Source organism: Saccharothrix sp. NBAS 001, from assembly GCF_056640475.1.
In genome coordinates, this window is record NZ_CM153251.1 from 8,308,825 (window position 1) to 8,334,984 (window position 26,160).

Consider the following 26,160-nt stretch of genomic DNA (forward strand, 5'->3'; position numbering starts at 1 on the left):
TGGAAGACGGCTCGACAGGCCGACGCGGCCTCGCGTGGCGGGGTGGGGTGGGGGCTAGCAGTTCGGGCGGCACCTGCGTTGGGAGATGGCGTCCAAGAGGACTGTCTTGATGTCCTCGGGCTTCATGGCGTGGTAGGACTTGCCGCCGGTCGCGGTCGCGATCTGGGTGAGGGCGTTCAGGTCGGCGTCGGGGCCCAGGCCGACCAGGAACATCGGGACCGGGCGGGCCGGGTCGACTTCGCGGCGCAGCGTGTCGAGCAGTTCGGGCAGCTCGATGGTGGAGATGTCGTCGTTGCTGCCGTCGGTCAGCAGGGTCACCGAGTTGATCTTGGTCTGGTCGAAGGCCCGCTGCGCGTCGCGGAAGGCGGCCAGCACGGTGTCGTTCAGCGACGTGCCGCCGCCCACCATGGCCGGGATCGCGCCCGCGCCCTTCTGCAACTGGTCCCGGCGCGGCGCGCCGCCGATGGGCTCGCCGAGGGGGCCGGTCGGCACCAGCTCGACGTACCCCTTGGGCTTCTTGTTCGTGGAGAACGCCCACAGCCCGATCTCCGAGGTGTCCGGCAGCATCGACAGCGCGGTCAGCGCCGCCTCCTTGGCCGCCTCCACCCTGGTCATCGCGCTGCCCTGCATCTTCTCGGCCATCGAGCCGGACACGTCCAGCACGGCCAGGATCCGGGTGTCCAGGCGTACCGCGCCCCACGTGCCCAGCAGCTCCGCCACCTGCTCCGGGGGCGGCGTGGGCAGCAGGGTCACGTCGTCGCCGCGCACGCCGTCCTTCTCGGTGGTCCAGCCGCCCGGGGCCTTGCCGTCGACGGTGCGGAACCCCGCCTCGGCGAACCGCCGGGCGCTGCGCTCGCCGCGCAGGGCCTGCTCGAAGCCCGCCGCGGCGGCCGCGGTGCCCGCCACCTCCCCGGTCCGGCTCACCCGGACCACCGGGAAGTCGAAGCCGATCGTGCCCTCCGCGGGGTAGGACCCGACCACCCGGCGCGACCCGGCGGCCCGGTTGGCGGCCAGCACGGCCTGCTCGGAGGCGGTGAACACCGGGGCGTTCCCGGCACCCTGCACGACCTTGCCGAACGCGTCCCGCACGGACGGCGGCGCCTCCCGGCCGATCCGCAGCAGCGCGGCGACCAGCTCCGGCTCGGGCGTGCCGCCCGGGTTGCCCAGCCGGTCGCGGAGCACCGCGAGCGTGGCCAGGCCCTCGGTCGAGGTCGTCGGGTCGGTGAGCGCGACCGGCACCCCGGGGTCGACCACGCGGGCCCAGCCGACCGGCGTGATGGGCCAGCCCAGCGCGCTCATCGCACCCTCGGAGCCGGTGATGACCAGCGGTGACGAGGCCAGCGAACCCCTGATCTCCAGCCGGGGCGCGTCCGCGCCGCGGTCACCGGCCCGGCGTCGGCTCTCGGCCGCCCACATCGAGGAGTCCGGGATCCACAGCGCGGGCGGGTTGATCTGCGCGGTGGGCAGTTCGTACGACACGTCGGCCGCGCCGCGCGCCTCGACCTGCACCTGGACGCACTTGCCCGCCGCGACCGGCTGTTCGGCCTGGTAGTCGGCGGCCGCGTCGCGGACCACCTGCTCGACGGCTGGGGCGACCGCGACCTTGAGCGGCAGGGTGCCCTTGCAGTCCGGGTCGCCGGTGGCCCGGATCGCGACGACGGTCGCCGCCGCCGCCGCGACGACCCCGATCAGTGCCCCGATCGGGAGTGCGGTCCGGCGCGCGCGGCCGGGGGGACGCTCGGTCCGAGCTGACATACCGTGAGTACCTTCGGGTCGGTGTTCACCTTTTCGAGTGGGCGTTGAACTCTCCGTAGCTGCCCAGGGTGACAGGGGCTGGTCGGGTGGCAAGACGTCGTGGCGCACGTCACCCGAACGAACCTCACTTCGTGGCTACCTGCTAGTAACGTCCTACCCCACGTAAGTGTTACGGCGGGTTCCGGTGCCCGGTTCATGATCTTTCGGGCGTCGGGTGAACCCTTCTGACCTGCGAACCGTGTTCGCGGTCACCGCGGGGAACACTTGACGCCTCTCGTCCGTTGGTTCGACGAGACGTGACAGCCCCCAACGCGGAGCACTCCGCCCGCGCCTCGGGCGGTAGGCTGGTCGGACGGGTCGTGCCCGTCCGCGCCCGTCACCAAGTCAGGGAGGGTCGAGGCCGCCCGCCGGCCGTAAGTGAATGGACCGCAAGCGCCTGCTTCGCAACCCGCTGCTGTGGATCGTGGCGGTGTTGTTGCTGTACTACGCCTTCACCGTGCTCTTCGACGACGCGCGGGGTTACACCCCGGTCAAAACGTCCCAGGCACTCCAGCAAGTGCGGGACGGCAAAGTCAAAGAAGCCACGATTGAGGACAAAGAGCAGCGCCTCAAACTGACCCTCAACGACGGGGTGACCTTCGAAGGTCACAACCGGTTGATCACGCAGTTCCCGGCGAGCTCCACCGACGAGATCTTCAACATCCTCACCGGGACCGGCGACCAGTCGGGCTCCGGGGCCAAGCCGACCGTCGAGACCAAGGTCAGCCAGGACTCGTTCCTGATGCAGATGCTGCTGTACCTGGTCCCGCTCGGCCTGCTGCTGCTGCTCCTGATGTGGATGATGAACAACGCCCAGGGCGGCGGCAACCGCGTCCTGAACTTCGGCAAGTCCAAGGCCAAGCAGTTGTCCAAGGACATGCCCAAGACGACCTTCGCGGACGTCGCGGGCGCCGAGGAGGCGGTGGAGGAGCTCTACGAGATCAAGGACTTCCTCCAGAACCCCGGCCGCTACCAGGCGCTGGGCGCGAAGATCCCGAAGGGCGTGCTGCTCTACGGCCCGCCCGGCACCGGCAAGACCCTGCTGGCCAGGGCCGTCGCCGGCGAGGCCGGGGTGCCGTTCTACTCGATCTCCGGCTCGGACTTCGTCGAGATGTTCGTCGGTGTCGGCGCGTCCCGCGTTCGCGACCTGTTCGAACAGGCCAAGCAGAACGCGCCGTGCATCATCTTCGTGGACGAGATCGACGCGGTCGGCCGCCATCGCGGCGCGGGCCTCGGCGGCGGTCACGACGAGCGCGAGCAGACCCTCAACCAGCTGCTCGTGGAGATGGACGGCTTCGACTCGCGCGGCGGGATCATCCTGATCGCGGCGACCAACCGGCCCGACATCCTGGACCCGGCGCTGCTGCGCCCCGGCCGGTTCGACCGGCAGATCCCGGTGTCCGCGCCCGACCTCAAGGGCCGCAAGCAGATCCTGCGCGTGCACGCCAAGGGCAAGCCGTTGGCCGCGGAAGCGGACCTGGACGGCCTGGCCAAGCGCACCGTGGGCTTCTCCGGCGCGGACCTCGCGAACGTGATCAACGAGGCCGCCCTGCTCACCGCCCGCCAGAACGGCACCGTGATCGACAGCGCCGCGCTGGAGGAGTCGGTCGACCGGGTGATCGGCGGTCCGGCCCGCAAGAGCCGGATCATCTCCGAGAAGGAGAAGAAGATCACCGCCTACCACGAGGCCGGGCACGCCCTGGCCGCGTGGGCGATGCCGGACATCGACCCGGTCTACAAGGTCACCATCCTCGCCCGGGGGCGGACCGGCGGTCACACGCTGTCCGTGCCGGAGGAGGACAAGGACCTGATGACCAGGTCCGAGATGATCGCCCGGCTGGTGTTCGCGCTCGGCGGCCGCTCCGCCGAGGAGCTGGTCTTCCACGAGCCGACCACGGGCGCGTCCAACGACATCGAGCAGGCGACCAAGATCGCCCGCGCGATGGTCACCGAGTACGGCATGTCCGCCCGCCTCGGGGCCGTCAAGTACGGCCAGGAGCAGGGCGAGCCGTTCCTCGGGCGCACCGCGGGCCGGCAGGCGGACTACTCGCTGGAGGTCGCGCACGAGATCGACGAGGAGGTGCGCGAACTCATCGAGGCCGCGCACACCGAGGCGTACGAGGTGCTCAACACCTACCGCGACGTGCTCGACGCGCTCACCTTGGAGCTGATCGAGAAGGAGACCCTGCACCAGAAGGACCTGGAGCGGATCTTCGCCGCCGTGGAGAAGCGCCCGCGGATCACGAAGTTCAACGACTTCGGCAACCGCACGCCCTCGGACAAGCCGCCGGTCAAGACCCCGGCGGAGCTGGCGAAGGAGCGCGGCGAGCCGTGGCCCCCCGCCATCGAGGACACCCTCCAGCAGGAGCTGCCCCCGGCCCAGGACCCGGTGCCCGCGCCGCCGCCGGCGGTGCCCAACGGCAACGGCACGCCCTACCAGCCGCAGCAGCCCCAGCACCCGACGTCCGGGCCGCCGAACTACGGCGCGCCCCCCGGCTGGACCCCGGCCACCGTCCCCGGCGGCGGCCAGCCCGCCCCGTGGCAGCCGGAGCACACCGACGCGGACGCGGGCAAGCGGTCCTTCGACACCACGGATCCGGACAACCGCACGTGACCGAGATCGACCAGGCCGGCCTCTCCGCCAACGGGGAGGCCGGCTCCACGCGGCGGACCTTCGACCAGAAGCGGGCCGAGGCGGCCGTGCGCGAGCTGCTGCTCGCGTGCGGCGAGGACCCGGACCGGGAAGGGCTCCAGGACACGCCGGCGCGGGTCGCGCGGGCGTACCGGGAGCTGTTCGCGGGCCTGTACACCGACCCGGACTCGGTGCTGGCCAAGACCTTCGACGAGAGCCACGAGGAACTCGTCCTGGTCACCGACATCCCGATGTTCTCGTTCTGCGAGCACCACCTGCTGCCCTTCCACGGGGTGGCGCACGTCGGGTACATCCCCAACGAGCAGGGCCGGGTGACCGGGCTGTCCAAGCTGGCCCGGCTGGTCGACCTCTACGCGAAGCGGCCCCAGGTGCAGGAGCGGCTGACGTCGCAGGTCGCGGACGCCCTGGTGCGCCGGCTCGAACCGCGCGGCGTGATCGTCGTGGTCGAGGCCGAGCACCTGTGCATGGGGATGCGGGGTGTCCGCAAGCCCGGCTCGCGGACCACCACGTCCGCCGTGCGCGGCATCCTGCGGTCCTCCGCCTCGTCCCGGGCGGAGGCCATCGAGCTGATCCGAGGACGCACCAGGTGAGCCTGCCTCGGCCGGGGCACTGCGTGGTGATGGGCGTCCTGAACGTCACCCCGGACTCGTTCAGCGACGGCGGCCGGTACCTGGGCCGCCCGGACGCCGTCGCGCACGGCGTCGCGATGTTCCGGCGCGGCGCGGACGTGATCGACGTCGGCGGCGAGTCCACCCGGCCGGGCGCGTCCCGGGTCGACCCGACCGTCGAGGCCGCGCGGATCGCCCCGGTGATCCGCGAGCTGGTCGCCGAGGGCGTGCCGGTGTCGGTCGACACCATGCGCGCCGAGGTGGCCGCGGCGGCGCTGGAAGCCGGCGCGTCGATCGTGAACGACGTGTCCGGCGGCCTGGCCGACCCGGAGATGGCGGCCGTCGTGGCGTCCGCCGGGGTGCCTTACGTGCTGATGCACTGGCGCGGGCACAGCCGGGAGATGGACCGCCTCGCGGTGTACGACGACGTGGTCCGCGACGTCCGGGACGAGCTGTGCGCCCGGGTCGACGTGGCGCTGGCGGCGGGCGTGGCGGCGGACCGGATCGTGCTGGACCCCGGCCTCGGGTTCGCCAAGGACGCCGACCACAACTGGCAGCTGCTCCAGCGCCTGGACGAGCTGCTGGCGCTCGGGTTCCCGGTGCTGGTCGGGGCGTCCCGCAAACGCTTCCTCGGGGCGCTGCTGGGCGACCGCGCGCCGGGCGGTCGCGAGGACGCGACGGCCGCCGTGTCGGCGCTGGCCGCGTTCGCCGGCGCGTGGGGCGTGCGGGTGCACGACGTGGACAAGTCGTTGGACGCCGTCGCGGTCGCGCGCGCGTGGCGGGCCGGTCGTGGCGGGTTCTCCGGCGGAGGTGGCTGAGGTGGCTGATCGGATCTCGTTGCGCGGCCTGCGGGTGCGCGGCTTCCACGGGGTGTTCGAGCACGAGAAGCGCGACGGGCAGGACTTCCTGGTCGACGTGACCGCGTGGCTGGACCTGTCCCGCGCGGCGGCCACCGACGACCTGCGCGAGACGCTGCACTACGGCGAGCTGGCCGAGCGGGCGGCGGCGATCGTGGCCGGCGGGCCGTACGACCTGATCGAGACGGTCGCGGGCAAGGTCGCCGACGAGGTGATGACCGACCTGCGGGTCCGGGCCACCGAGGTGACGATCCACAAGCCGTCCGCGCCGATCCCGCTGACCTTCGAGGACGTGTCGGTGACCGTGCGGCGGGAACGCGGGTGAGCCGCGCGGTCCTGTCGATCGGCTCGAACCTGGGCGACCGGCTCGGGTTCCTGAAGGCGGCCGTCGAGGGGTTCGCGGCGGAGCTGGTCGCGGTGTCCCCGGTGTACGAGACCGCGCCGTGGGGCGTGACCGACCAGGACGACTTCCTCAACGCCGTGCTGGTGGTGTCCGGCGGGCGCGGGCCGTGGGAGTGGCTGCGGCGCGGGCAGGAGCTGGAGGACGCCTCGGGCCGGGTGCGGACGCTGCGGTGGGGTCCGCGCACGCTGGACGTGGACGTGGTGACCGTGGACGGGGTCGTCTCCGACGACCCGTCGCTGCTGCTGCCGCACCCCGGCGCGCACGAGCGGGCCACCGTGCTGGTCCCGTGGCTGGACGTCGAGCCGGACGCGGTGCTGCCCGGCCACGGCCGGGTGGCCGACCTGGTCGCCGGGCTCGACCTGGGCGGCGTGACCCGCCGCGACGACCTCCGCCTGGTCTGAGCCCTTGGCGCTCGGCCGGCGAGTGTCCGGGCCGGGTGTCCGGGCCGGGTGTCCGGGCCGGGTGTCCGGGCTCGGGGTTTTGGCGCTGCACGGGCGCGCACGCGGGGTTAGCGTCGGCGCGGGAGGTCGGCGATGAGCAACGCGGTCACGTACGACGCCGCGCGGCGGCGGATCATCAGCCTGGTCACCACGGGCGACGTGGCGGCCGAGGTCGAGGCGTGCCCTGGGTGGACGGTCAAGGACGTGGTGGCGCACCTCGCGGCCGGGCTCGGCGATTTCGCGAGCGGGAACTTCGACGGGGTCGAGACCGGCGAGTGGGGCGAGCGGCAGGTGCGCGGGCGCCGGGAGCGGGCGCTGGGCGACCTGCTCGCGGAGTGGGAGCGCAACTTCCAGGTCGCCGAGGGCCTGTTCGACTCGCCCGCCGGCGCGGTGCTGATCGCCGAGGTGGTCGAGCACGAGCACGACATCCGGACCGCGCTGGACCGGCCCGGCGAGCGCGACAACGTGGCCGTGCGGGCGGCGCTGACCAGGCCGTTGCAGGAGGTGGACCAGCGGTTGCGGACCCGGAACCTGCCCGCGCTGCGGATCACCCTGGAGCACGGCGACCGGATCGTCGGCGAGGGCGACCCGTCGGCCACGCTGCGCACGTCGTCGTTCGAGCTGCTGCGGGTCGTCGGCGGCCGGCGCAGCGAGGGCCAGATCCGCTCGCTGGACTGGGACGCCGACCCGACCCGGTGGCTGGGGGCGATCCAGCTGTTCGGCACGCGGGAGACCGCGCTGGTCGAATGACACCATGGGGCGTGTGAGGTTCACCAAACCCCGTGACCTGCTCGCCGCCGGAATCATCGCGGGCCTGCTCGCGCACCTGCTGCTCCGGCTGGCCTACGGCACGCTGCCGCCGCTGCCCACGTTCGCCGGGTTCACCCTGCTGGTCATCGCCGTGGTCGACCTGGTGCTGGGCTTCTCGCTGCGCGCCCGCATCGCGCGCAAGCCCGGCACCGCGCCGGTCGAGCCGCTGACCGCGGCGCGGGCGGTGGCGCTGGCCAAGGCGTCGTCGTTGCTCGGCGCGATCATGGCGGGCGCCTGGGCGGGTCTGCTGATCTACGTGCTGCCGGTGCGCGGCGAGTTCGAGGCCGCCGATCACGATCTGGTGAGCGGGATCGTCGGATTCGTCTCCGCGGCGGCTTTGATCGGCGCTGCGCTGTGGCTGGAGCACTGCTGTAGGACGCCCAAAGATTCCCACCGGGACGGGTGAATACCGGTGCGGAGGTCTCAATCGGGTAACTGACCGGTACGGTAGACGCCATGACCGGGCGAGGCACGTCGCAGGACGACGAGCAGCAAGATCACGGTCGTGGCTCCGGGCGACTACTGCTGGTAGCAGCATTGGCGCTCGCACTGGGTGCCGCGGCGGTGCTGGTGCTGAGCGACAACGCCCGGTGGCTGAGACTGGCCGTGGTCGCGGCGCTGTGGGCCGCCCTGGTCGGCGCGTTCCTGGCCGCCCGCTACCGCCGCCAGGTCGCCGACGGCGCGGACGAGGTGGCCGACCTCCAGTCGGTGTACGAGCTGGAGCTGGAGCGCGAGGTCGCCGCCCGCCGCGAGTACGAGCTGGAGATCGAGGCGGAGACCCGCAAGCGGGTGCAGGAGGAGGCCAAGGACGACCTGGAGGCGCTGCGCGGCGAGCTGCGCGCCCTGCGGGAGAACCTGGAGGCCCTGCTCGGCGGCGAGGTCCTGGTGGAACGCGTGGCGCTGCGCGCCGAGTCGACCCGGATGCGCGCCCTGTCCGACCAGTCCCGGGTGATGGCGATGAGCGATCAGCGGATCATCACCGCCGGGCCCGCGAAGACGACCGTGAAGAAGACCGTGGACAAGCCCGCACCGGACCGCACCGAGCTGATCGAGCGGGTCCCGCACGAGACCGCCCGCAAGGAGCCGGTTCGGCGTCCCGAACCCGTCCGGCCCGAGCCGACCCGGCGCGAGCCGGCCCAGCCGGCGCGCCGGGAACCGGTGCGGGCGGCGCAGCAGCGGCCGGCCGCGGCGGTGCGCGCCCCGGAGCCGACCGAGCGCGTCAGCCGGTCCGAACCGGCCGGGCGGCTGACCCCGGCGAGCAGGCCGGCGGAGTCGACCCGGCGCGTGGAACCGGCCCGTCCGGCGGCCGAGCCCGCCGACTTCTTCTCCGACGCGAAGGCACCGGCCCGGTCCTCCGCGCCCGGGGTGGTGGGCAGCGGTGCGGTGCTGGGCGGCGGACGCCCCGGTGGTCCTGCCGGTGGTTCCGGTGCGGCCGGCGGTTCGGGGGGTCCGGTGGTGACGCGGCTCGGGCGGCCGGTCGGGCCGAGCCCGCGCGGTCGGAGCCGGCCGAGCCCGTGGTGCGCAAGCCCGAGCCGTCCCGCACCGAGCACACGATCCAGCGGCGCAGCCGGGTCGCCGAGCGGACCGAGATGATCAGCCGCGACGCGCTGGCCGACCAGTCGGTCCGGCCGCCCGCCGCCGAGCAGCCGCCCGCGTCCGCGCGGCCCGCCACGCCGGCCGCCGACCAGACCGGCGGGTTCCGGCCGGTGACGGCCGAGCAGTCCGGCCGCCGCGCGGCGGAGCAGAGCGGGTACAACGCGTTGCCGGCGGCCGGCAAGCGCGCCGAGCAGAGCGGGTACCACCCCGTACCGGCGGCCGGCAAGCGCGCGGCGGAGCAGAGCGGGTTCCACCCGGTGCCGGCGGCCGGCGGGCGTGCCGCCGAGCAGAGCGGGTACCACCCGGCACCCGCGTCGGGCCGGCGCGCGGCTGAGCAGAGCGGGTACCACCCGGTGCCGGCGGCCGGCGGGCGTGCCGCCGAGCAGAGCGGGTACCACCCGGCACCCGCGTCGGGCCGGCGCGCGGCTGAGCAGAGCGGGTACCACCCGGTGCCGGCGGCCGGCGGGCGTGCCGCCGAGCAGAGCGGTCACCACGCCGTGCCCACGACCGGGAAGCGGGCCGCAGAGGAGAGCGGCTACCTGCCGGTGTCGGCGGAGCCGGCCGGGCGGTCGTCGGCCGAGTTGTCGACCGGGCGGCGGGCTCCCGAGGAGAGCGGCGGCGGTCGGCGGCGGGCCGAGGACCGGCCTGCGGGGCGGGGCGGCGCGCCCGAGCCCGAACCCGCCGGCGCGCACGCGGACGGCAAGTCGGTGAGCGAACTGCTGGCCGCGTTCGGCGGCGGCGAGTCGCCGCGCCGGCGTCGGCGGCGGGGCGAGGACTGACCTACTTGTCGATGTCGCCGACCACCACGGCGAACGACCCCAGCACGGCCGGCAGGTCGTCCACCGCCGTGCCCGGCAGCAACGCGGACAGCGCCTGCACGTTGTTGAACGACGGCGTGCGCAGCTTGAGCCGCCACGGCGTCTTCTCGCCGCGTGAGGCCAGGTGCACCCCGGAGGTCCCGAGCGGGGCCTCGACCCGGGTGTACACCGAGCCCTCCGGGGCCTTGATCGCCTTGGGCAGCCGCACGTTCACCGGCCCGGCCGGCAGCGCGTCCAGGCATCGCCCGACCAGCCGCACGGACTGCCGCACCTCGTCCACCAGGCACCGCACCCGCGCCAGCGCGTCGCCCTCCGCCCGGACGACCGGGGTCACGCCGAGCCCCCGGTAGCCGGGCAGCGGGTCGTCGCGGCGCAGGTCGAGGTCCACCCCGGACGCCCGTCCGATCGGGCCGGTCACGCCGTAGGCGAGCGCGGCGTCCCTGCTCAGCACGCCGATCCCGGCCAGCCCGTCGGGGATCTCGCCGACCTCCACGGTGGACAGCGCGGCGCGCACCCGGTCGGTCCAGCCGGCCGGCACGTCCTCGCGCAGCCCGCCGATCCGGTTGAACATGAAGTGGATCCGGCCGCCGGACGCCTCCTCCAGCACCGCCTGCACGGCCTCCCGCCCGCGCGCGGCGGCCGGGCCGGTCAGCGGCGCGAGGAACACCAGGTGCGCCATGACCCGGTTCAGCTCGCACAGCACGGCCCGCAGGGCCTGCGCGCGGGCGGGGACGTCCATGCCGGTCATCCGCTCGACGGCGAGCGCGACGGCGAGTTCGTTGCAGAACGCGGCCAGCCAGTCGTGCCGGTTGGCCAGCGTCAGCACCTGGCGGTAGTCGCGCACCTCGAACAGCTTCTCCGCGCCCCGGTGCAGGTGGCCGACCAGGGGTTCGGCGGCGGTGATGACCTCGTCGTCGCGGACGGTCAGCCGGAGCCGGTACGCGCCGTGCGCGGACGGGTGCAGCGGGCCGAGGTCGACCACCCGGTCCACGCCCAGGTGACGTGCCCCGGCACCGACGCCAACGGTGATCTCCACCGCGTCATGCTCGCACGTCCGCGCGCGCAGACTCGTCGGGTGGCGGGCGGTGCGGGGTCAGTCGGCGGTGATGGCGAACAGGTAGCACCCGTGCGACACGCTGCGCACCTGGATCTCCACCACGTCCGGGTCGGCCAGCAGCCTGTCGATCTTCTCGGTCAGCTCCTGCGGCTGCGCGATCTCGCCGCCGTGGATCCGGCCGTCGGCGTCGTAGGCGCGCAGGGTCCGCTGGTTGTGCCGGAACGCCTCGGGCACCTCGTGCACGACGTCCGGGCCGGCGCACGGGAGCATGTGCGCGAACACCGGACCGAACTCCTCGTACGGGCCGCGCCCGGCGGTGGGCGTGTAGCGGAACAGCACCAGCGGCTCGCCGACCCCGGCCTTGCGCAGGCAGCACCGCAGCGGTGCGCCCGGCGACTCGCCCCGCAACTCGTGGAACTCGTCCGTGCCGGCCAGCTTCCGGGCCCGGTCCAGCACGTCGGTGGGCAGCGCGTGAATCCTCATGCGGCCGAGCCTGGTCGGCCGCGCGCCGGTCGGCCGGCGGTCTTCGGACGTGGCGGCCGGCGGTCACCAGACCGGGCGGATGCCGGCCGACGAGGTGTGCTCCAGGTAGGTGGCGAGGCTGTCGCGGACGGTGGTGAACTCGGCCGTGCCGACGAGGCCCGCGAACTCGGCGTCCAGCTCGGCCCACAGGCGGTCGGCCAGCCGCAGGTAGTCCTGGCCCTTGTCGGTCAGCGCGAGCGCCTGCGCCCGGCGGTCGGCGGGGTGCGGTCCGCGCCGGACGTAGGCCCAGTCGACCAGCTCGGCGACGGTCTTGCCGGCCGCCTGCTTCGACACGCCCAGGTGCGCCGCGAGGTCGACGGTCGTCGGGTGCGCGTTCGCGGCCAGGTAGCGGAAGACGTAGCCGTGCGCGGGGCGCAGCGGGTCCGACTGGTGCTCGGCCAGGCGTTCGTGGAAGCGGTCGGTCATCGCCCGGAACGTCCTGGCCAGCAGCATCGACACGGGTTCCACAGTGGCCCAGTGTGCAGGTGGACAACCTGGTTGGCCAACCGGGTGGGCGCGGGTGCGGGTGGGCGCGGGTGGGTGCGGGTGGGTGCGGTGTGGGTAGGTGCTGGTGCGGATGGGTCAGGGCTGCCACGGCGGCAGTGGCGGGAGCAGGTCGGCCACCGGGACGCCGACGCCGTGCAGCAGCCAGCCGAACGAGCCGAGCCCGCCGACGGCCCGCAGCTCGGCGATCCGGGACGCCCGTGCCGCCGACTCCAGCCACGCCATCCCGCCGCCCCGGGGTGCCGGCGCAGGCGTGGGGTGGTCGGGCGAGGTCGGGAGCAGCGCGGCGAGGGCGTCGCGTTGGGACACCAGGACCCACTCGCCGCCGGCGGCCTCGGCGCACGCGTCCAACGCCACGTGCGCGGTCAGGTCGCACGTCCCGTCGAACACCGGCGGCACGCGGCGGCCCGCGCGGTACGCGGCGAACGTGCCCTCCGGGTACCGCCCCGCGGCCCGGTCCGCCCGCAGGTGCCCGTAGTCGACGGCCAGCGCCGCGCCGCGCACCCGGCCCACGGCGTCCGCCCACGCCCGGTCCCTCGGTGCGCCGACCTCGGCCCGCCGGCCGGGTTCCAGCGGCCACCAGCGGTCCAGCCACGGGTCGTCGTGCGGGCCCACCACCAGCGGGCACGGGATCGCGTCCAGCCACTCGTGGCCGACCAGCAGCCCCCGCACGGCGGCGGGCGGCTCGCGCGTCCACTCGACACCGGGCAGCGCGCGCGGCGGGCCGAGGTCGACCGCCGTCACGTGCAGCCGTGCGGCGAGGTGCGCGGGGGCCAGCGCGCGGATCGCGGCGGCGAGTTCGCCGCCGCCCGCGCCCACGTCGACGAAGTCCAACCGGGCCGGCTGGCCCAGCGCGAAATCCACTCGATCGAGCAGCACCAGGAGCGCTTCGGCCAGCTCAGGGCCGATCAGCGGAGCGGTGCGGAAGTGGTCGGCCGGGATCGCGCCCCGGCTGAAGAACCCGTCCGGACCGTACAGCGCGGTGCGCCACGCCCATTCCGAGTCCCTCATGCGTCAAGTGTCCCTTTAAGGTTGCTCACTGTGACCGCCTCCCCTGCCCGCAAGCGCGTGGACCAGCGCCGTTGGACCGTCCTCCTGCCGGTGGTCGGCCTGATCGCGTTGGGCGCGTCCGGCCTGATCCTGCTCGGCCTGGGCACCAGCAAGATCGGCGTCGGTCCGATCCTGGTCGGCGCGATCGCCGCCCTGGTGCCCGTGGCCGCGGTGCTCGGCGCGTTCCTCTGGGTGGACCGGTGGGAACCGGAGCCCGCGAAGATCCTGCTGCTGGCCTTCGCCTGGGGCGCGTGCGGCGCGACCATCACGTCGCTGGTGTTCAACCAGACCGCGCACGTCCTGGGCGAGCTGATCAACAACGGCGACGGGACGACGTTCGCGGCCGTCGTGGGCGCGCCGATCGTGGAGGAGGCGACCAAGGCGGCGTTCGTGGTCGTGCTGTTCCTGCGCCGGCGCGAGGAGTTCGACGGCGTGGTGGACGGCATCGTCTACGCGGGCATCACCGCCGCCGGCTTCGCGTACACGGAGAACATCTACTACTTCGCACGGGTGTTCGTAGACAGCGGCTTCGGCGACATGTCCAGCGGGGTGGTGGCGCTGTTCGTGCTGCGCGGCGTGCTCTCGCCGTTCGCGCACCCGCTGTTCACCGCGATGACCGGCATCGGGATCGGTGTCGCGGCGCTGACCGGCAACCGGACGCTGCGCTGGGTCGCGCCGATCGCGGGCTACCTCGGCGCGGTCGGCCTGCACTCGCTGTGGAACTTCTCCACGACGGTGGGCGACGGGTCGACGTTCATCAACCTGTACTTCCTGATCATGGTGCCGATCTTCGCGGGCATGGTGTGGCTGGTCATCTGGCAGCGCCGCCGGGAGCAGCGGATCGTGGCCGGTCAGCTGCCGGAGATGGCCGCGCAGCGGTGGGTCGCGTCCAGCGAGGTCACCCTGCTGGCGTCGTTGCAGGGCCGCCGGCGGTGGCGGCGCACGGTCCGGCGCAAGGTCGGCGAGCAGGCCGCGCGGGCCGTCGCCGGGTACCAGGTGGCGGCCACTGAACTCGCGTTCCTGCGCCACCGGATGCAGCTCGGAACCGCCGGCGCGGGTGCCGAGGAACGGCACGCCGTGCTGCTCGACGCGTTGGTCGCCGCACGTCAGGCGGCCGTCGACGCACCGGGCGCGCTCAGGGCCGCGGGTGGCTCGTCACGCGGTTGAGCAGGTGGTGTTCGTCGCAGTTGAGTTCTGCCCGGCGGACGCGGGATTACGCTCGCGGCCGTCGTCCGGTACCCGCCTAGGGCCTGGAACGCCATTGAAGGAGTAAGTCGCATGGACGCGACCCCACGCCCCGCGCGGCTGGCCGTCGGAGTGATCTCGGCGGGCCGGGTGGGCTCGGTGCTGGGCGCCGCCCTGACCAGGGCGGGCCACGTGGTCGGATCGGTGTCCGCGGTGTCGCGCGAGTCGCTGCGCCGGGCCGAGGAGCTGCTGCCGGACGTGCCGGTCGCCTCGCCGCCCGAGGTCGCCGCGTCGGCCGACCTGGTGCTGCTGGCCGTGCCCGACGACGAACTGGCCGGCTTGGTGCGCGGACTGGTCGCCACCGGTTCGCTGCGCGCCGGGCAGATCGTGGTGCACACCAGTGGCGCGCAGGGGATCGGCGTGCTGGAACCGGCGCGCGCCGTGGGCGCGCTGTGCGTCGCCCTGCACCCGGTGATGACGTTCACCGGGCGGCCCGAGGACGTCGAGCGGATGACCGCCTGCTCGGTCGGCGTGACCGCCGCCGACGGCGACGAAGCGGCGTGGAACGTCGGCGAGGCGCTGGTCGTGGAGATGGCCGCGGAGCCCGTGCGCATCCCCGAGGCCGCCCGCCCGCTCTACCACGCGGCCCTCGCGCACGGCGCGAACCACCTGATCACGCTGGTCGCGGACTGCGCGGACCTGCTGCGCTCGGCGGGCATCGCGGACGCCGAGCGGATGCTCGGGCCGCTCCTGTCGGCCGCGCTGGACAACGTGCTGCGGCACGGTGACCGCGCGCTGACCGGGCCGGTCGCGCGCGGCGACGCCGGGACCGTCGCCAAGCACCTGGGCGTGCTGGCCGCGCAGGCGCCTGACACCCTTGCCCCGTACCGAGTTCTCGCGCGCCGCACCGTCGACCGCGCGCAGGCCGCCGGGCTGCTCAAGCCCGAACCGGCCGCCGACGTCCGCACCACTCTTGAGGACCGATGACCAAGCCGCTCACCAAAGACGACTACGTGCCCAACGACGTCACGGTGCACCGTGACCCGGAGCGGTTGCGGCGGGTGGTGCGCGCGCTGCGGGCCGCCGGGCGCAACATCGCGCTCGTGCCGACCATGGGCGCGCTGCACGAGGGCCACCGGAAGCTGATCCGGGAAGCGCACGTCATGCAGAACACCGTGGTCGTGGTGTCGATCTTCGTGAACCCGGCGCAGTTCGGGCCGTCCGAGGACTTCTCGACCTACCCCCGGACGTTCGAGTCCGATGTGGACGTCTGCCGGCAGGAGCGGGCGGGCCTGGTGTTCGCGCCGGCGGCGGAGGACATGTACCTGCCCGGCGCGTCGGTGACGGTGTCGCCCGGACCGCTCGGCGACGAGTTGGAGGGCGCGTCCCGGCCGGGGCACTTCGCCGGGGTGCTGACCGTGGTGTCCAAGCTGTTCAACATCGTGCAGCCGACGTACGCGGTGTTCGGCGAGAAGGACTACCAGCAGCTGACCCTGATCCACCGGATGGCGCGTGACCTGGACTTCCCGGTCGCCGTGGTCGGCGTGCCGACCGTGCGCGAACCGGACGGCCTGGCCCTGTCCTCGCGCAACCGGTACCTGTCGGAGGAGGAGCGGGACGCGGCCACCGTGCTGTCGGCGGCGCTGGTGGCGGGCGCGCACGTGAGCGGCGGCGGGGCGGCGGCCGTGGTCGAAGCGGCGTCCGCGGTGCTCGCCGCCGTGCCGTCGGTGGACGTGGACTACCTGGAACTGCGGGCACCGGACCTGGGGCCCGCGCCGGAGAACGGGGACGCGCGGCTGCTGGTCGCCGCGCGAGTGGGCTCCACCCGACTGATCGACAACATCGCCGTGCTGCTCGGCACCGGCGACGAGTGAGGGGAACCGCGATGTTCCGCACCATGCTCAAGTCGAAGATCCACCGGGCCACGGTGACCCAGGCCGATCTGCACTACGTCGGGTCGGTGACGGTGGACGAGGACCTGATGGAGGCCGCCGACCTGCTGGCCGGCGAGCAGGTCGCCATCGTGGACGTGACCAACGGGGCGCGGTTGGAGACCTACGTCATCCCCGGCGGGCGCGGGTCCGGCGTGATCGGCATCAACGGGGCGGCGGCGCACCTGGTCAAGCCCGGTGACCTGGTCATCCTCATCGCGTACGGGCAGATGGACGACGCCGAGGCGCGGGCGTACCGGCCTCGGGTGGTGTTCGTGGACGCGGACAACCGGGTGGTGGACCTCGGTGTGGACGCGGCCCACGCGCCCGAGGGGTCGGGGTTGGTCAGCGGTGCGGTGGCCGGGGTTGGTGGGGTGAGCGGCGTGAGTGGGGTGAGCGGCGGCGCCGCTGGTGGTGTCGCGGGTGTCGGCGGCGGTGTCGGTGGTGTCGCGGGTGTCGGTGGTGGTGGTGTCGGTGGTGTCGCGGGTGTCGGTGGTGGTGTGGCTGGTGGTGGTGGTCTCGGTGGTGCCGGCGGGGGTGGGGTCTCCGACGGGGTGCCGTCGGAGACTGAGGACGCCACGGCGTTGGACGCGTTGATCCAGGCCGAGAACTGACCGGGTATCCCGGGTTTCGGAGGGAAGTTTCTGTGCTGCTCGCCATCGACGTCGGCAACACCAACATCGTCCTGGGGTTGTACGACGGGACGGGGGACAAAGCCGCCCTGGTGCGGGACTGGCGGATGCGCACCGACGCGCGGATGACCGCCGACGAACTCGCGCTGACCATGCGCGGGTTGTTGGGGGAGTACGCGGACAAGATCACCGGGATCTCGGCGCTGTCGACGGTGCCCGCGGTGTTGCGCGAGCTGCGGGTGATGCTCGGCAGGTACTACTCGGCGGTGCCGAAGGTGCTGGTGGAGCCCGGAGTCCGGACCGGGGTGCCGTTGCTGGTGGACAACCCGAAAGAGGTCGGGTCGGACCGGGTGATCAACACGTTGGCCGCGCACCACCTGCACAGCACGGCGTGCGTGGTGGTCGACTTCGGCACGTCTACGAACCTGGACGTCATCTCGGCCAAGGGCGAGTTCCTGGGTGGGGCGCTCGCGCCGGGGATCGAGATCTCGGTGGACGCGTTGGCCGCGCGGGCGGCGCAGCTGCGCAAGGTCGAACTCGTGCGTCCCCGGTCGGTGATCGGGAAGAACACGGTGGAGTGCCTCCAGTCCGGGATCGTGTACGGGTTCGTCGGGCAGGTGGACGGGTTGGTGCGTCGGATCGTGGACGAACTCCAGGTCAGCGAGCCGGGGCCGGTGACGGTGATCGCCACCGGAGGTCTGGCGCCGTTGGTGGTCACGGAGTCGGCGACGATCCAGGCCCACGTGCCGGATTTGACGTTGCTGGGGTTGAGGTTGGTGTTCGAGCGCAACATGAGGTGAGGCTGCGGTGGGGCGAGCGGCCGGATGTGGGTTGGAGCGGGCCGCTCGTGGTGGTCGTCGGCTTGGTCGTCGGCTGTTGTTTGGTGGAACGCGTGGGGCGCGTGGCGTGGCGCGTGGGGGCGTGGCGTGGCGCGTGTGGGGGCGCGGCGTGGCGCGCGGGGTGTGGCGCGTGTGGGGGCGTGGCGCGTGGGCTTTGGTGGTGTCGTGTGGGTGGCGGTTTGTGTGGCTGCGTGTGCGGCGGGTTGTGGCGGGTCTGCTGGGGCTGTGGACGCTTGGGGTTCTGGACGCTTGGTTCGGACGCTGGGGTTCTGGACGCAGGGGCTTGTGTGTGCGAGGCGTGTTAGCGGAACCCTTGCTGGTGGGGGTGTTGGCGTTCGCGCGTCGGGTCCTGGCGTTCGTGCGTCGCTTGGTGTCGAGTCTTGGCGTTCGTGCGCCGCTCGTGTGTCGGGTCGTGGCGTTCGCGCGCCGTTCGTGTCGGGTCTTGGCGTTCAGACGTCGTTCGGGCGTCGTGGGTGCGTTGGTTCTCCGCGTTCGTACGTCGGTTCTCAGCGTTCGTGCGTTGGATTGTCGGTGGTGGTTGGGATAATGGTGTCGGGGGCCGGAGGCCACGCCGATCACGTGCGCTGATCACTGGGGTGGTGGCCTGGCGGGGGTTCGGGCTACTGGCGTCAATCCGTGTCTGGGAGGGCCTCGCCGGTCGTTGGCCGGTGCGGGAAGAGGCTGTTTGACCAGGCGTTATTGGGGTGTCCGGGGGCGCTTTATCCGGGTCGTGCGGGTTCTGGAACGGGGTGCCGACTCCGGGCGTCGTGATCTCGGGGTCGTGGCTGCGGTCAAAAGCGAAAAGAGTCCTCGCCGGACGGGCGAGCCGCCAAGGATGACGAAAAGAAGGGGCGGGCGTCGTGTCATCCCCGTACGGCCCGGTCGGAGACAACCACCCTTGAGTAGGGAGTGCAAGCGAAGGGCGTGCTTGCACTCCCTACTCAAGCGCGGTTCGCTGCGCGCGGGCCATACGGGGATGACACGACGCGAGGGTGGCTGTGGGCGCTGCGCGAGCCTGGTGTGGGCTGGCTCTGCGCGTGCGTGAACGCGGTGGGGGGTGCGGGACGTTGGTGGCTGCTCGGTGAGCGGTGCTGGACAAGGTCCCGTGAAGGGAAGGTGTTGTGTGGGGCGAGGGGATGTTGGCAAGGGGTGTTGGCAAGGGGGGTGTTGGCAGGGGGTGTGCGGGCGGGGGCAGGGGGGTGGGAGGGGCGGGGGCTGGGGGTCAGTTGCGGTGTAGGCGGGCTACTTCGGTCAGCAAGGGGAAGTCGAACTCGCCCGTTGTCGTTTCCGGGTTGTTTTTCAGGTACGCCAGCAGGGTGGTCAGCAGTTCCTCCCGTTCCTCTTCCGGGATCACCAGGGTGTGGGAGTGCGTGCTGATCGTCGTCACCAGGGACTCCGCCGTTCGGCGGTGCGCGTGGGGGAACTTCCGGATTTCGGCCTTCCGGTAGGACTCGTGTTCCGGGAACTCGGCTTCCGCGAGGTCCTGGTGGGCGCTTGTTCCGTTGGCCAGTTCGTCCAGCTTCGCCACCCACGGCACGTTGTGGTCCGAGCCGTTCCACATGCAGGCCAGCACGCCTCCCGGGCGCAGGACCCTGGCGATCTCGGTCAGTGCTTTCGCCTTGTCGAACCAGTGGAACGCCTGGCCCACGAGCACGGCGTCCATCGTGCCGTCCGGGAGGGGGATGCGTTCGGCGGTTCCCGGCAGCGCCCGCACGCCTCCGTGCCGGCGGACCAGTTCCGACAGCATCGACTCGTCGGGCTCCACGGCCGTGACCTGGTGGCCTTCCGCGATGAGCCCGCCGGTGAGTTTTCCGGTTCCCGCCGCCAGGTCCAGGACTCGGTGTGCCCCGCCGCCCAGGGGTTCCAGCGACCACCGGATGGCGGTCGCGGGGTAGTCGGGGCGGTGTTCCGCGTACGCGGCGGCGTGTGCTCCGAAGGAGTTCGCCCGGCGAGCACGCAAGTCATCACTCGTCACCGTCCCCACCATAGTGAGAACCGGTTCGAATCCCCGAGGGGTCTTTCCGTACGCTTCCCCCCGTGAGTGAGCAGCCTGCGAACCCTTCCGCCACCAGTGACGACGACCTTCCCGAGCAGCTTCGGGTGCGCCGGGAGAAGCGGGCGCGGCTGCTGGAACGGGGGGTCGATCCCTATCCGGTCGAGGTGCCCCGCACGCACACGTTGCGCGAGGTCCGGGAGCGGCACCAGGGGCTCGAACCCGATGTCGCCACCGGCGAGATCGTCGGTGTGACCGGACGGGTGATGTTCATCCGCAACACCGGGAAGTTGTGCTTCGCCACGCTGCGCGAAGGCGACGGCACCGAACTCCAGGCCATGCTGAGCCTCAACGGGGTCGGCGAGCAGGCGCTCGCGGAATGGAAGTCCGACGTCGACTTGGGCGACCACGTATTCGTGCGCGGCGAGGTCATCACGTCCCGGCGGGGCGAGCTGTCCGTGATGGCCCAGGAGTGGCGGCTCACCGCCAAGTCCCTGCGCCCGCTGCCCGTGGCGCACAAGGAACTGGCCGAGGAAACCCGGATTCGGCAGCGCTACGTGGACCTGATCGTCCGCGAGCAGGCACGCGACACCGTGCGCAGCCGGGCCGCCGTGGTGCGGTCCCTGCGGGACTCGTTCCACCGGCGCGGATTCATCGAGGTCGAGACCCCGATGTTGCAGACGTTGCAGGGTGGTGCGACCGCCCGGCCGTTCGTCACCCACTCGAACGCCCTGGACATCGACCTCTTCCTGCGCATCGCCCCGGAGCTGTACCTCAAGCGCTGCGTGGTGGGCGGTATCGAGCAGGTCTTCGAGATCAACCGCAACTTCCGCAACGAGGGTATGGATTCGTCCCATTCGCCCGAGTTCTCCATGTTGGAGTACTACGAGGCGTATGCCACCTACGAGACGAACGCGGTCCTCACCCGCGAACTGGTCCAGGAGGCGGCGCTGGCCGTGGCGGGCACGCTCCAGGTGACGCTCGCCGACGGCTCGGAGTACGACCTGGGCGGCGAGTGGACCACGCTCGGCATGTACGAGTCGCTGTCCGAGGCCGCCGGCGAAGCCGTCACGCCGGACACCTCCGTCGAGGAACTCCGCAAGCTCGCGGACCGGGTGGGGCTGGAGGTCGACCCCAAGCTCGGGCACGGCAAGCTGGTGGAGGAGCTGTGGGAGCACCTGGTCGGCGACGGCCTGCACGCGCCCACGTTTGTCCGTGATTTCCCGGTCGAGACCTCGCCGCTCACCCGTCGGCACCGCACCCGGCCGGGTGTGGCCGAAAAGTGGGACCTGTACGTGCGCGGATTCGAGTTGGCCACGGGATACTCCGAACTGGTCGACCCGGTGGCGCAGCGCGAGCGGCTGGAAGCCCAGGCGCGGTTGAGTGCCGCCGGGGACGCCGAGGCCATGCCGGTGGACGAAGACTTTCTGCGATCGCTGGAGTACGGAATGCCACCGAGCGGTGGTGTGGGAATGGGCATCGACCGACTGCTGATGGCCATCACGGGTCTCGGTATCCGGGAGACGATCCTGTTCCCCCTCGTGCGCCCTGAATGAAGTAACTTCTCGGACTCCGGTCTGCGCATTGCGGTACTTGTGCGCTAACCTGCACTCGACAATGCTTTGGTCGCGGTCGGGGAACACCGCGCATTCGGAGTCCAGGAGGATACGCATGGCGCAGAAGGTCACCGTGACCCTGGTCGATGACCTGGACGGCGGGAAGGCTGAGGAGACGGTCGGCTTCGGTTTGGACGGCGTGTCCTACGAGATCGACCTTTCTTCGGGCAATGCGGGCAAGCTCCGCGATGCACTCGCCGACTTCGTCGCCGGCGCTCGCAAGGCCGGAGGTCGCAAGCGCGGCCCGGGCCGTCCGGCCGGTGTGAAGGCCGCACGTCCCGCCTCCGCTGATCGCGAGCAGAACCAGGCCATTCGGGAGTGGGCACGCAAGCAGGGGATGAAGGTGTCCGATCGTGGGCGTATCCCCGCCGAGGTGCTGGAGGCATACCACCAGCAGGGCTGACACGTGATTGCGTGGCGTGCGCCACGGCAATTACGCCAAACGACGAAGGGGCACCGGGTGCGATACCGGTGCCCCTTGGTTGTTTTTCCGTACCACCTGGTCCTGGAAAGATCTTGTACGAGCCCCGGATGGTGAAGTTCATAACGATGTGGGGATGACCGCCGGGTGGGTGTCACCGATCGGTGTCGCGGTGCTGGTCCGGGTGTGCGGTCGACTGCCGACATTAGGCGTCCGGGTGTCCGCTCCCCTGACGGGTGGGTGAGTCCGAACGGTCGAGGAAGGCACCGCCGTCCGCGCACCCGCCGTTGTCGCCGGTTGTTCTCAGCGCTGCCGGGGGCAGGTCGCGCAGACTTCCGCGTCGGGCAGCGCGAAGTGGAAGCAGCAACTTTCCCGGCGTCTGGTCCAACCGGTTTCCGTGGCGCGCAGAGTCGACGCGGATGTGAACGGGGCCGTTTTGTCCGGTAGCAGCAGCGCCGCGTCGGCCACGCCCGCCGCCTCGTCGCCGCACAGCTGACCGGCGGTCCACGCGGCGCTGTCCAGGGCGTCGGTGGCCGCCGCCCACAGCTGCCGCCGGCCCAGCCGGACGGTGGGGCCGAACGCCGCGACGAACCGGGCCGCGTGGGCGGCGAACCGGGCCCGCAGCAGCGCGGCCAGCGCCCGCTCGTCGGCGACGGCGGTGGCCGCCGGGTGGTCCCGGTCGGGGTCGTCGGGCAGGCAGGCGAACTCGTCGGTGAGCAGCGCCACGCCTACGACGTGCGGGCGGCCGGCGTCCTCGACCCGGATCGCCACGTCGGCGGGGCGCAGCGACGGCACCCGCCTGGCCAGGTGGAACAGCGTGCCGCCGAGCAGGCCCACGGTGCTCAGGTACCAGCTGGTCACGTAGCCGCCGGTGGTCCGCTCCGGCGCGTCCCCGTAGTTCGCCCGCAGCCAGACCGCCAGCTCGGCCCGCCACGCGTCGAACTGGGAGGGGGAGGAGAGCAGGTCCTCCGTGACCAGCCAGGTGGGGGCTGGAGGGAGGGCTTGAGCGGGGGCGGGGGCGGGGGCTTGAGTGAGGCCGGGGGCTTGAGTGAGGCCGGGGGCTTGAGTGGGGGTGGGCGGGTGAGTGGGTGACGGGGTGAGAGTGGGTGGGGTTGCGGGGGTGGGTGGGGGTGTGGCGGGGAGGCCGAAGCGGATTTCACACCATTGGGTTACCGCGTCGGCCTGGGTGAGCGTTCCGGCGATCGGCGTGCGGGCCGCTCGGGCGGTCGCGGGGGCCGGTACGGTCATCTCGGGAGGTTCCTGGCGATCGGCGGATGAGGCTTGCCTAACCTTATCGAGGTTCCCTCGGGCCGGTGGTCGCTGGTGACGCCGATCACGTCCGTAGCGGCCGTTCGGGGGGTTGTTCGCGCTCAGCGGACATCGCCCGATCCGTGGAATCTACCTGGCAGATCACGCGTTGGTACCGATGTCAGAGATCCCCGACAGCGACTGCACGCGAACGGGAACTGAGAGTGTCCGGGCCGGCGACTACAGTGGTCCCACGGTGCCGCGCTCTCCACGGTATGCCAGTGGTGAGCCCGAGGACCGCCGGCGCAGCAGTCAGGGAGTGCGAATGTTCGAGAGGTTCACCGACCGCGCGAGGCGGGTGGTTGTCCTGGCCCAGGAAGAGGCCCGGATGCTCAACCACAACTACATCGGCACCGAACACATCCTCTTGGGGTTGATCCATGAGGGTGAGGGTGTCGCCGCGAAGGCGTTGGAGTCGTTGGGGATCGCGCTGGAGGGCGTCCGCCAGCAGGTCGAGGAGATCATCGGTCAGGGTCAGCAGGCCCCGTCGGGTCACATCCCCTTCACGCCGCGCGCCAAGAAGGTGCTTGAGCTGTCGTTGCGGGAGGCGCTTCAGCTCGGTCACAACTACATCGGCACGGAGCACATCCTGTTGGGCCTGATCCGTGAGGGCGAGGGTGTGGCGGCGCAGGTCCTGGTGAAGCTGGGCGCGGATCTGAACCGTGTCCGCCAGCAGGTGCTGCAGTTGTTGTCGGGGTATTCGACGAGCAAGGAGACGGCGGAGTCGGGTGGTCGTGGTGAGGGCACGCCGTCGTCGTCGTTGGTGTTGGATCAGTTCGGGCGCAATCTGACCGCGAGTGCGCGGGAGGGGAAGCTGGACCCGGTGATCGGGCGCACCAAGGAGATCGAGCGGGTGATGCAGGTGCTGTCGCGGCGCACCAAGAACAACCCGGTGTTGATCGGCGAGCCGGGTGTGGGCAAGACGGCGGTGGTCGAGGGTCTGGCGCAGATGGTGGTCAAGGGCGAGGTGCCCGAGACGTTGAAGGACAAGCAGCTGTACACGTTGGACCTGGGTTCGTTGGTGGCGGGGTCGCGGTACCGGGGTGATTTCGAGGAGCGTCTGAAGAAGGTGCTCAAGGAGATCCGGACGCGTGGGGACATCATCCTGTTCATCGACGAGATCCACACGTTGGTGGGGGCGGGTGCGGCGGAGGGTGCGATCGACGCGGCGTCGATCCTGAAGCCGATGTTGGCGCGGGGCGAGTTGCAGACGATCGGCGCGACGACGTTGGACGAGTACCGCAAGTACGTGGAGAAGGATCCGGCGTTGGAGCGGCGGTTCCAGCCGATCCAGGTCGGTGAGCCGTCGTTGGAGCACACGATCGAGATCCTGAAGGGTCTGCGGGACCGGTACGAGGCGCATCACCGGGTGTCGATCACGGATTCGGCGTTGGTGGCGGCGGCGACGTTGGCGGACCGGTACATCAACGACCGGTTCCTGCCGGACAAGGCGATCGACCTGATCGACGAGGCGGGGGCGCGGATGCGGATCCGTCGGATGACCGCGCCGCCGGATCTGCGGGAGTTCGACGAGAAGATCGCGGACGTGCGTCGGGAGAAGGAGTCGGCGATCGACGCGCAGGACTTCGAGCGGGCGGCGAAGCTGCGTGATTCGGAGAAGCAGTTGTTGGGTCGCAAGGCGGAGCGGGAGAAGCAGTGGAAGGACGGCGACCTGGACGTGGTCGCCGAGGTGGACGACGAGCAGATCGCCGAGGTGTTGGCGAACTGGACGGGGATCCCGGTGTTCAAGCTCACCGAGGAGGAGACGACGCGTCTGCTCCGGATGGAGGACGAGCTGCACAAGCGGATCATCGGCCAGGTGGACGCGGTGAAGGCGGTGTCGCAGGCGATCCGTCGGACGCGGGCGGGGTTGAAGGATCCGAAGCGGCCGTCGGGGTCGTTCATCTTCGCGGGGCCGTCGGGTGTGGGCAAGACGGAGTTGTCGAAGGCGTTGGCGCAGTTCCTGTTCGGTGAGGACGACGCGCTGATCCAGATCGACATGGGCGAGTTCCACGACCGGTACACGGCGTCGCGGTTGTTCGGTGCGCCTCCGGGGTATGTGGGGTACGAGGAGGGCGGGCAGCTCACGGAGAAGGTGCGGCGCAAGCCGTTCTCGGTGGTGTTGTTCGACGAGATCGAGAAGGCGCACCAGGAGGTCTACAACACGCTGTTGCAGGTGTTGGAGGACGGCCGGTTGACCGATGGTCAGGGTCGGACGGTGGACTTCAAGAACACGGTGATCATTTTCACGTCGAACCTGGGTACGTCGGACATCTCGAAGGCCGTGGGGTTGGGGTTCACGTCGGGGCAGGACACGGCGTCGAACTACGAGCGGATGAAGAACAAGGTCAACGACGAGCTGAAGAAGCACTTCAGGCCGGAGTTCCTGAACCGGATCGACGACATCATCGTGTTCCACCAGTTGACGCAGGACGAGATCATCAGGATGGTGGATCTGATGATCGCGCGGGTCGAGGCGCAGCTGAAGAACAAGGACATGGCGATCGAGTTGACCGATCGGGCGAAGATGTTGTTGGCCAAGCGGGGGTTCGACCCGGTGCTGGGTGCGCGTCCGTTGCGTCGGACGATCCAGCGGGAGATCGAGGACCAGCTGTCGGAGAAGATCCTGTTCGGCGAGATCCAGCCGGGCCAGATCATCATCACCGACGTCGAGGGCTGGGACGGCGAGTCCGAGGCCGACGACAAGGCCCACTTCGTGTTCCGGGGTGAGCCGAAGCCGCTCAACGTGCCGGACGCGCCGCCGGTGGACCTCGCGGCCTCGGCCGGTGCGGGTGGTGCCGGTGGCGACAGCGGTGAAGGTGACGCCGAGTCCGCCTGAGGTACGAACTGGAAGACCTGAAGGACGACCTGGACGACCTGAGGTACGGCCTGGACGACCTGATGGACGACCTGGACGGCCTGATGGACGACCTGATGGGGTCGCCCGGTGGGGCGACCCCCTGGTGGGTGACCGGCTGAGAGGGGCTCAGGCTGCGCCTGGGCCCGGCCGGTCGGGTCGGCTGGATTTGCACGCGTTGAGCGCCCCTTGGAGCCCCCAGGGGGCGCTTTCGCGTGTCCGGGGAGGCGTGGCGTCGCCGGAGGGGGCGTCGGGGGTGGTGCGTC

Annotated in this window: 23 protein-coding genes and 1 pseudogene; 17 read left to right on the plus strand and 7 right to left on the minus strand. The window is 71.7% G+C overall.

What is annotated here, in order from left to right; genetic code table 11:
* Positions 1-54: 54 nt before the first annotated feature.
* On the minus strand, positions 55-1,755 hold the full coding sequence (locus AC0HI0_RS36790) for a substrate-binding and VWA domain-containing protein (RefSeq protein WP_480928079.1): 1,701 nt from the start codon (positions 1,753-1,755) through the stop codon (positions 55-57).
* A gap of 421 nt (positions 1,756-2,176) precedes the next feature.
* Between AC0HI0_RS36790 and ftsH the strand changes: the two genes are divergently transcribed.
* The 9 genes from ftsH (at position 2,177) to AC0HI0_RS36835 (ending at position 9,940) form a co-directional block, all read left to right on the plus strand.
* On the plus strand, positions 2,177-4,408 hold the full coding sequence (gene ftsH, locus AC0HI0_RS36795; RefSeq protein WP_480928080.1) for an ATP-dependent zinc metalloprotease FtsH: 2,232 nt from the start codon (positions 2,177-2,179) through the stop codon (positions 4,406-4,408).
* A gap of 5 nt (positions 4,409-4,413) precedes the next feature.
* Positions 4,414-5,037, plus strand: coding sequence for a GTP cyclohydrolase I FolE (gene folE / locus AC0HI0_RS36800; protein ID WP_480934468.1), 624 nt, complete (start codon positions 4,414-4,416; stop codon positions 5,035-5,037).
* 29 nt (positions 5,038-5,066) lie between these two features.
* Positions 5,067-5,873, plus strand: coding sequence for a dihydropteroate synthase (folP, locus tag AC0HI0_RS36805; RefSeq protein ID WP_480934469.1), 807 nt, complete (start codon positions 5,067-5,069; stop codon positions 5,871-5,873).
* 1 nt (position 5,874) lies between these two features.
* A complete protein-coding gene (gene folB, locus AC0HI0_RS36810; protein ID WP_480928081.1) occupies positions 5,875-6,237 on the plus strand; it encodes a dihydroneopterin aldolase in 363 nt (120 codons plus the stop codon).
* Positions 6,234-6,716: a 2-amino-4-hydroxy-6-hydroxymethyldihydropteridine diphosphokinase gene (gene folK, locus AC0HI0_RS36815; protein WP_480928082.1), complete on the plus strand. Its 483-nt coding sequence runs from the start codon at positions 6,234-6,236 to the stop codon at positions 6,714-6,716. Before folB ends, folK begins: the two co-directional genes overlap by 4 nt.
* A gap of 132 nt (positions 6,717-6,848) precedes the next feature.
* Positions 6,849-7,505: a maleylpyruvate isomerase family mycothiol-dependent enzyme gene (locus AC0HI0_RS36820; RefSeq protein ID WP_480928083.1), complete on the plus strand. Its 657-nt coding sequence runs from the start codon at positions 6,849-6,851 to the stop codon at positions 7,503-7,505.
* A gap of 4 nt (positions 7,506-7,509) precedes the next feature.
* Positions 7,510-7,971: a DUF3180 domain-containing protein gene (locus AC0HI0_RS36825; RefSeq protein ID WP_480928084.1), complete on the plus strand. Its 462-nt coding sequence runs from the start codon at positions 7,510-7,512 to the stop codon at positions 7,969-7,971.
* 50 nt (positions 7,972-8,021) lie between these two features.
* Positions 8,022-9,158 (plus strand): DUF6779 domain-containing protein, encoded by a 1,137-nt coding sequence (locus AC0HI0_RS36830; protein WP_480928085.1) that lies wholly within the window; start codon positions 8,022-8,024, stop codon positions 9,156-9,158.
* Positions 9,083-9,940: a hypothetical protein gene (locus AC0HI0_RS36835; protein ID WP_480928086.1), complete on the plus strand. Its 858-nt coding sequence runs from the start codon at positions 9,083-9,085 to the stop codon at positions 9,938-9,940. Before AC0HI0_RS36830 ends, AC0HI0_RS36835 begins: the two co-directional genes overlap by 76 nt.
* 1 nt (position 9,941) lies before the next feature.
* On the opposite strand, the gene AC0HI0_RS36840 is transcribed toward AC0HI0_RS36835, so the two are convergent.
* The 4 genes from AC0HI0_RS36840 to AC0HI0_RS36855 all read right to left on the minus strand — a co-directional run bounded on the left by AC0HI0_RS36840 (position 9,942) and on the right by AC0HI0_RS36855 (position 13,073).
* Positions 9,942-11,015 (minus strand): NADH-quinone oxidoreductase subunit D, encoded by a 1,074-nt coding sequence (locus tag AC0HI0_RS36840; RefSeq protein ID WP_480928087.1) that lies wholly within the window; start codon positions 11,013-11,015, stop codon positions 9,942-9,944.
* Positions 11,016-11,072: 57 nt separating this feature from the next.
* Positions 11,073-11,519: a DUF1203 domain-containing protein gene (locus AC0HI0_RS36845; protein WP_480928088.1), complete on the minus strand. Its 447-nt coding sequence runs from the start codon at positions 11,517-11,519 to the stop codon at positions 11,073-11,075.
* A gap of 63 nt (positions 11,520-11,582) precedes the next feature.
* A complete protein-coding gene (locus AC0HI0_RS36850) occupies positions 11,583-12,026 on the minus strand; it encodes a MarR family winged helix-turn-helix transcriptional regulator (protein ID WP_480928089.1) in 444 nt (147 codons plus the stop codon).
* A gap of 114 nt (positions 12,027-12,140) precedes the next feature.
* Entirely contained in the window at positions 12,141-13,073 is a 933-nt protein-coding gene (locus AC0HI0_RS36855; protein ID WP_480928090.1) for an SAM-dependent methyltransferase, read from the minus strand.
* Positions 13,074-13,103: 30 nt separating this feature from the next.
* On the opposite strand from AC0HI0_RS36855, the gene AC0HI0_RS36860 reads away from it, so the two are divergent.
* The 5 genes and pseudogenes from AC0HI0_RS36860 to AC0HI0_RS36880 all read left to right on the plus strand — a co-directional run bounded on the left by AC0HI0_RS36860 (position 13,104) and on the right by AC0HI0_RS36880 (position 17,660).
* Positions 13,104-14,279, plus strand: coding sequence for a PrsW family intramembrane metalloprotease (locus tag AC0HI0_RS36860; protein WP_480928091.1), 1,176 nt, complete (start codon positions 13,104-13,106; stop codon positions 14,277-14,279).
* A 111-nt stretch (positions 14,280-14,390) separates the two neighbouring features.
* Positions 14,391-15,284 carry a Rossmann-like and DUF2520 domain-containing protein gene (locus AC0HI0_RS36865; protein ID WP_480928092.1) on the plus strand — a complete coding sequence of 298 codons (894 nt, stop codon included), beginning with the start codon at positions 14,391-14,393 and terminating at the stop codon, positions 15,282-15,284.
* Positions 15,281-16,171 (plus strand): pantoate--beta-alanine ligase, encoded by an 891-nt coding sequence (gene panC, locus AC0HI0_RS36870; RefSeq protein ID WP_480928093.1) that lies wholly within the window; start codon positions 15,281-15,283, stop codon positions 16,169-16,171. Before AC0HI0_RS36865 ends, panC begins: the two co-directional genes overlap by 4 nt.
* An 11-nt stretch (positions 16,172-16,182) precedes the next feature.
* Positions 16,183-16,638: pseudogene (gene panD / locus AC0HI0_RS36875) on the plus strand (aspartate 1-decarboxylase); the annotation flags it as partial.
* A 236-nt stretch (positions 16,639-16,874) separates the two neighbouring features.
* The gene (locus AC0HI0_RS36880; RefSeq protein WP_480928094.1) at positions 16,875-17,660 is read left to right on the plus strand and encodes a type III pantothenate kinase; all 786 of its coding nucleotides are present in this window, start codon (positions 16,875-16,877) and stop codon (positions 17,658-17,660) included.
* A gap of 1,261 nt (positions 17,661-18,921) precedes the next feature.
* Here AC0HI0_RS36880 and AC0HI0_RS36885 read toward each other — a convergent pair.
* Positions 18,922-19,686 carry a class I SAM-dependent methyltransferase gene (locus AC0HI0_RS36885; RefSeq protein WP_480928095.1) on the minus strand — a complete coding sequence of 255 codons (765 nt, stop codon included), beginning with the start codon at positions 19,684-19,686 and terminating at the stop codon, positions 18,922-18,924.
* Between the two features lie 50 nt (positions 19,687-19,736).
* Between AC0HI0_RS36885 and lysS the strand changes: the two genes are divergently transcribed.
* Both lysS and AC0HI0_RS36895 read left to right on the plus strand, forming a co-directional pair.
* Positions 19,737-21,248 (plus strand): lysine--tRNA ligase, encoded by a 1,512-nt coding sequence (gene lysS / locus AC0HI0_RS36890; protein WP_480928096.1) that lies wholly within the window; start codon positions 19,737-19,739, stop codon positions 21,246-21,248.
* A 115-nt stretch (positions 21,249-21,363) separates the two neighbouring features.
* The gene (locus tag AC0HI0_RS36895) at positions 21,364-21,711 is read left to right on the plus strand and encodes a histone-like nucleoid-structuring protein Lsr2 (RefSeq protein ID WP_015097814.1); all 348 of its coding nucleotides are present in this window, start codon (positions 21,364-21,366) and stop codon (positions 21,709-21,711) included.
* Positions 21,712-22,032: 321 nt separating this feature from the next.
* Here AC0HI0_RS36895 and AC0HI0_RS36900 read toward each other — a convergent pair whose 3' ends face one another.
* A complete protein-coding gene (locus AC0HI0_RS36900; RefSeq protein WP_480928097.1) occupies positions 22,033-22,590 on the minus strand; it encodes a (2Fe-2S)-binding protein in 558 nt (185 codons plus the stop codon).
* A 712-nt stretch (positions 22,591-23,302) separates the two neighbouring features.
* Between AC0HI0_RS36900 and AC0HI0_RS36905 the strand changes: the two genes are divergently transcribed.
* The gene (locus AC0HI0_RS36905) at positions 23,303-25,876 is read left to right on the plus strand and encodes an ATP-dependent Clp protease ATP-binding subunit (RefSeq protein WP_480928098.1); all 2,574 of its coding nucleotides are present in this window, start codon (positions 23,303-23,305) and stop codon (positions 25,874-25,876) included.
* Positions 25,877-26,160 lie beyond the last annotated feature (284 nt).

Bases quoted from the DNA above. Each gene is read 5' to 3' on its own strand.
- AC0HI0_RS36845 (WP_480928088.1), bottom strand. From the start codon at position 11,519: ATGAGGATTCACGCGCTGCCCACCGACGTGCTGGACCGGGCCCGGAAG.
- AC0HI0_RS36830 (WP_480928085.1), top strand. From the start codon at position 8,022: ATGACCGGGCGAGGCACGTCGCAGGACGACGAGCAGCAAGATCACGGT.
- AC0HI0_RS36905 (WP_480928098.1), top strand. From the start codon at position 23,303: ATGTTCGAGAGGTTCACCGACCGCGCGAGGCGGGTGGTTGTCCTGGCC.
- folP (WP_480934469.1), top strand. From the start codon at position 5,067: ATGGGCGTCCTGAACGTCACCCCGGACTCGTTCAGCGACGGCGGCCGG.
- ftsH (WP_480928080.1), top strand. From the start codon at position 2,177: ATGGACCGCAAGCGCCTGCTTCGCAACCCGCTGCTGTGGATCGTGGCG.
- AC0HI0_RS36895 (WP_015097814.1), top strand. From the start codon at position 21,364: ATGGCGCAGAAGGTCACCGTGACCCTGGTCGATGACCTGGACGGCGGG.
- AC0HI0_RS36855 (WP_480928090.1), bottom strand. From the start codon at position 13,073: ATGAGGGACTCGGAATGGGCGTGGCGCACCGCGCTGTACGGTCCGGAC.
- AC0HI0_RS36885 (WP_480928095.1), bottom strand. From the start codon at position 19,686: ATGGTGGGGACGGTGACGAGTGATGACTTGCGTGCTCGCCGGGCGAAC.
- AC0HI0_RS36825 (WP_480928084.1), top strand. From the start codon at position 7,510: ATGGGGCGTGTGAGGTTCACCAAACCCCGTGACCTGCTCGCCGCCGGA.
- AC0HI0_RS36820 (WP_480928083.1), top strand. From the start codon at position 6,849: ATGAGCAACGCGGTCACGTACGACGCCGCGCGGCGGCGGATCATCAGC.
- panC (WP_480928093.1), top strand. From the start codon at position 15,281: ATGACCAAGCCGCTCACCAAAGACGACTACGTGCCCAACGACGTCACG.
- AC0HI0_RS36865 (WP_480928092.1), top strand. From the start codon at position 14,391: ATGGACGCGACCCCACGCCCCGCGCGGCTGGCCGTCGGAGTGATCTCG.
- AC0HI0_RS36790 (WP_480928079.1), bottom strand. From the start codon at position 1,755: ATGTCAGCTCGGACCGAGCGTCCCCCCGGCCGCGCGCGCCGGACCGCA.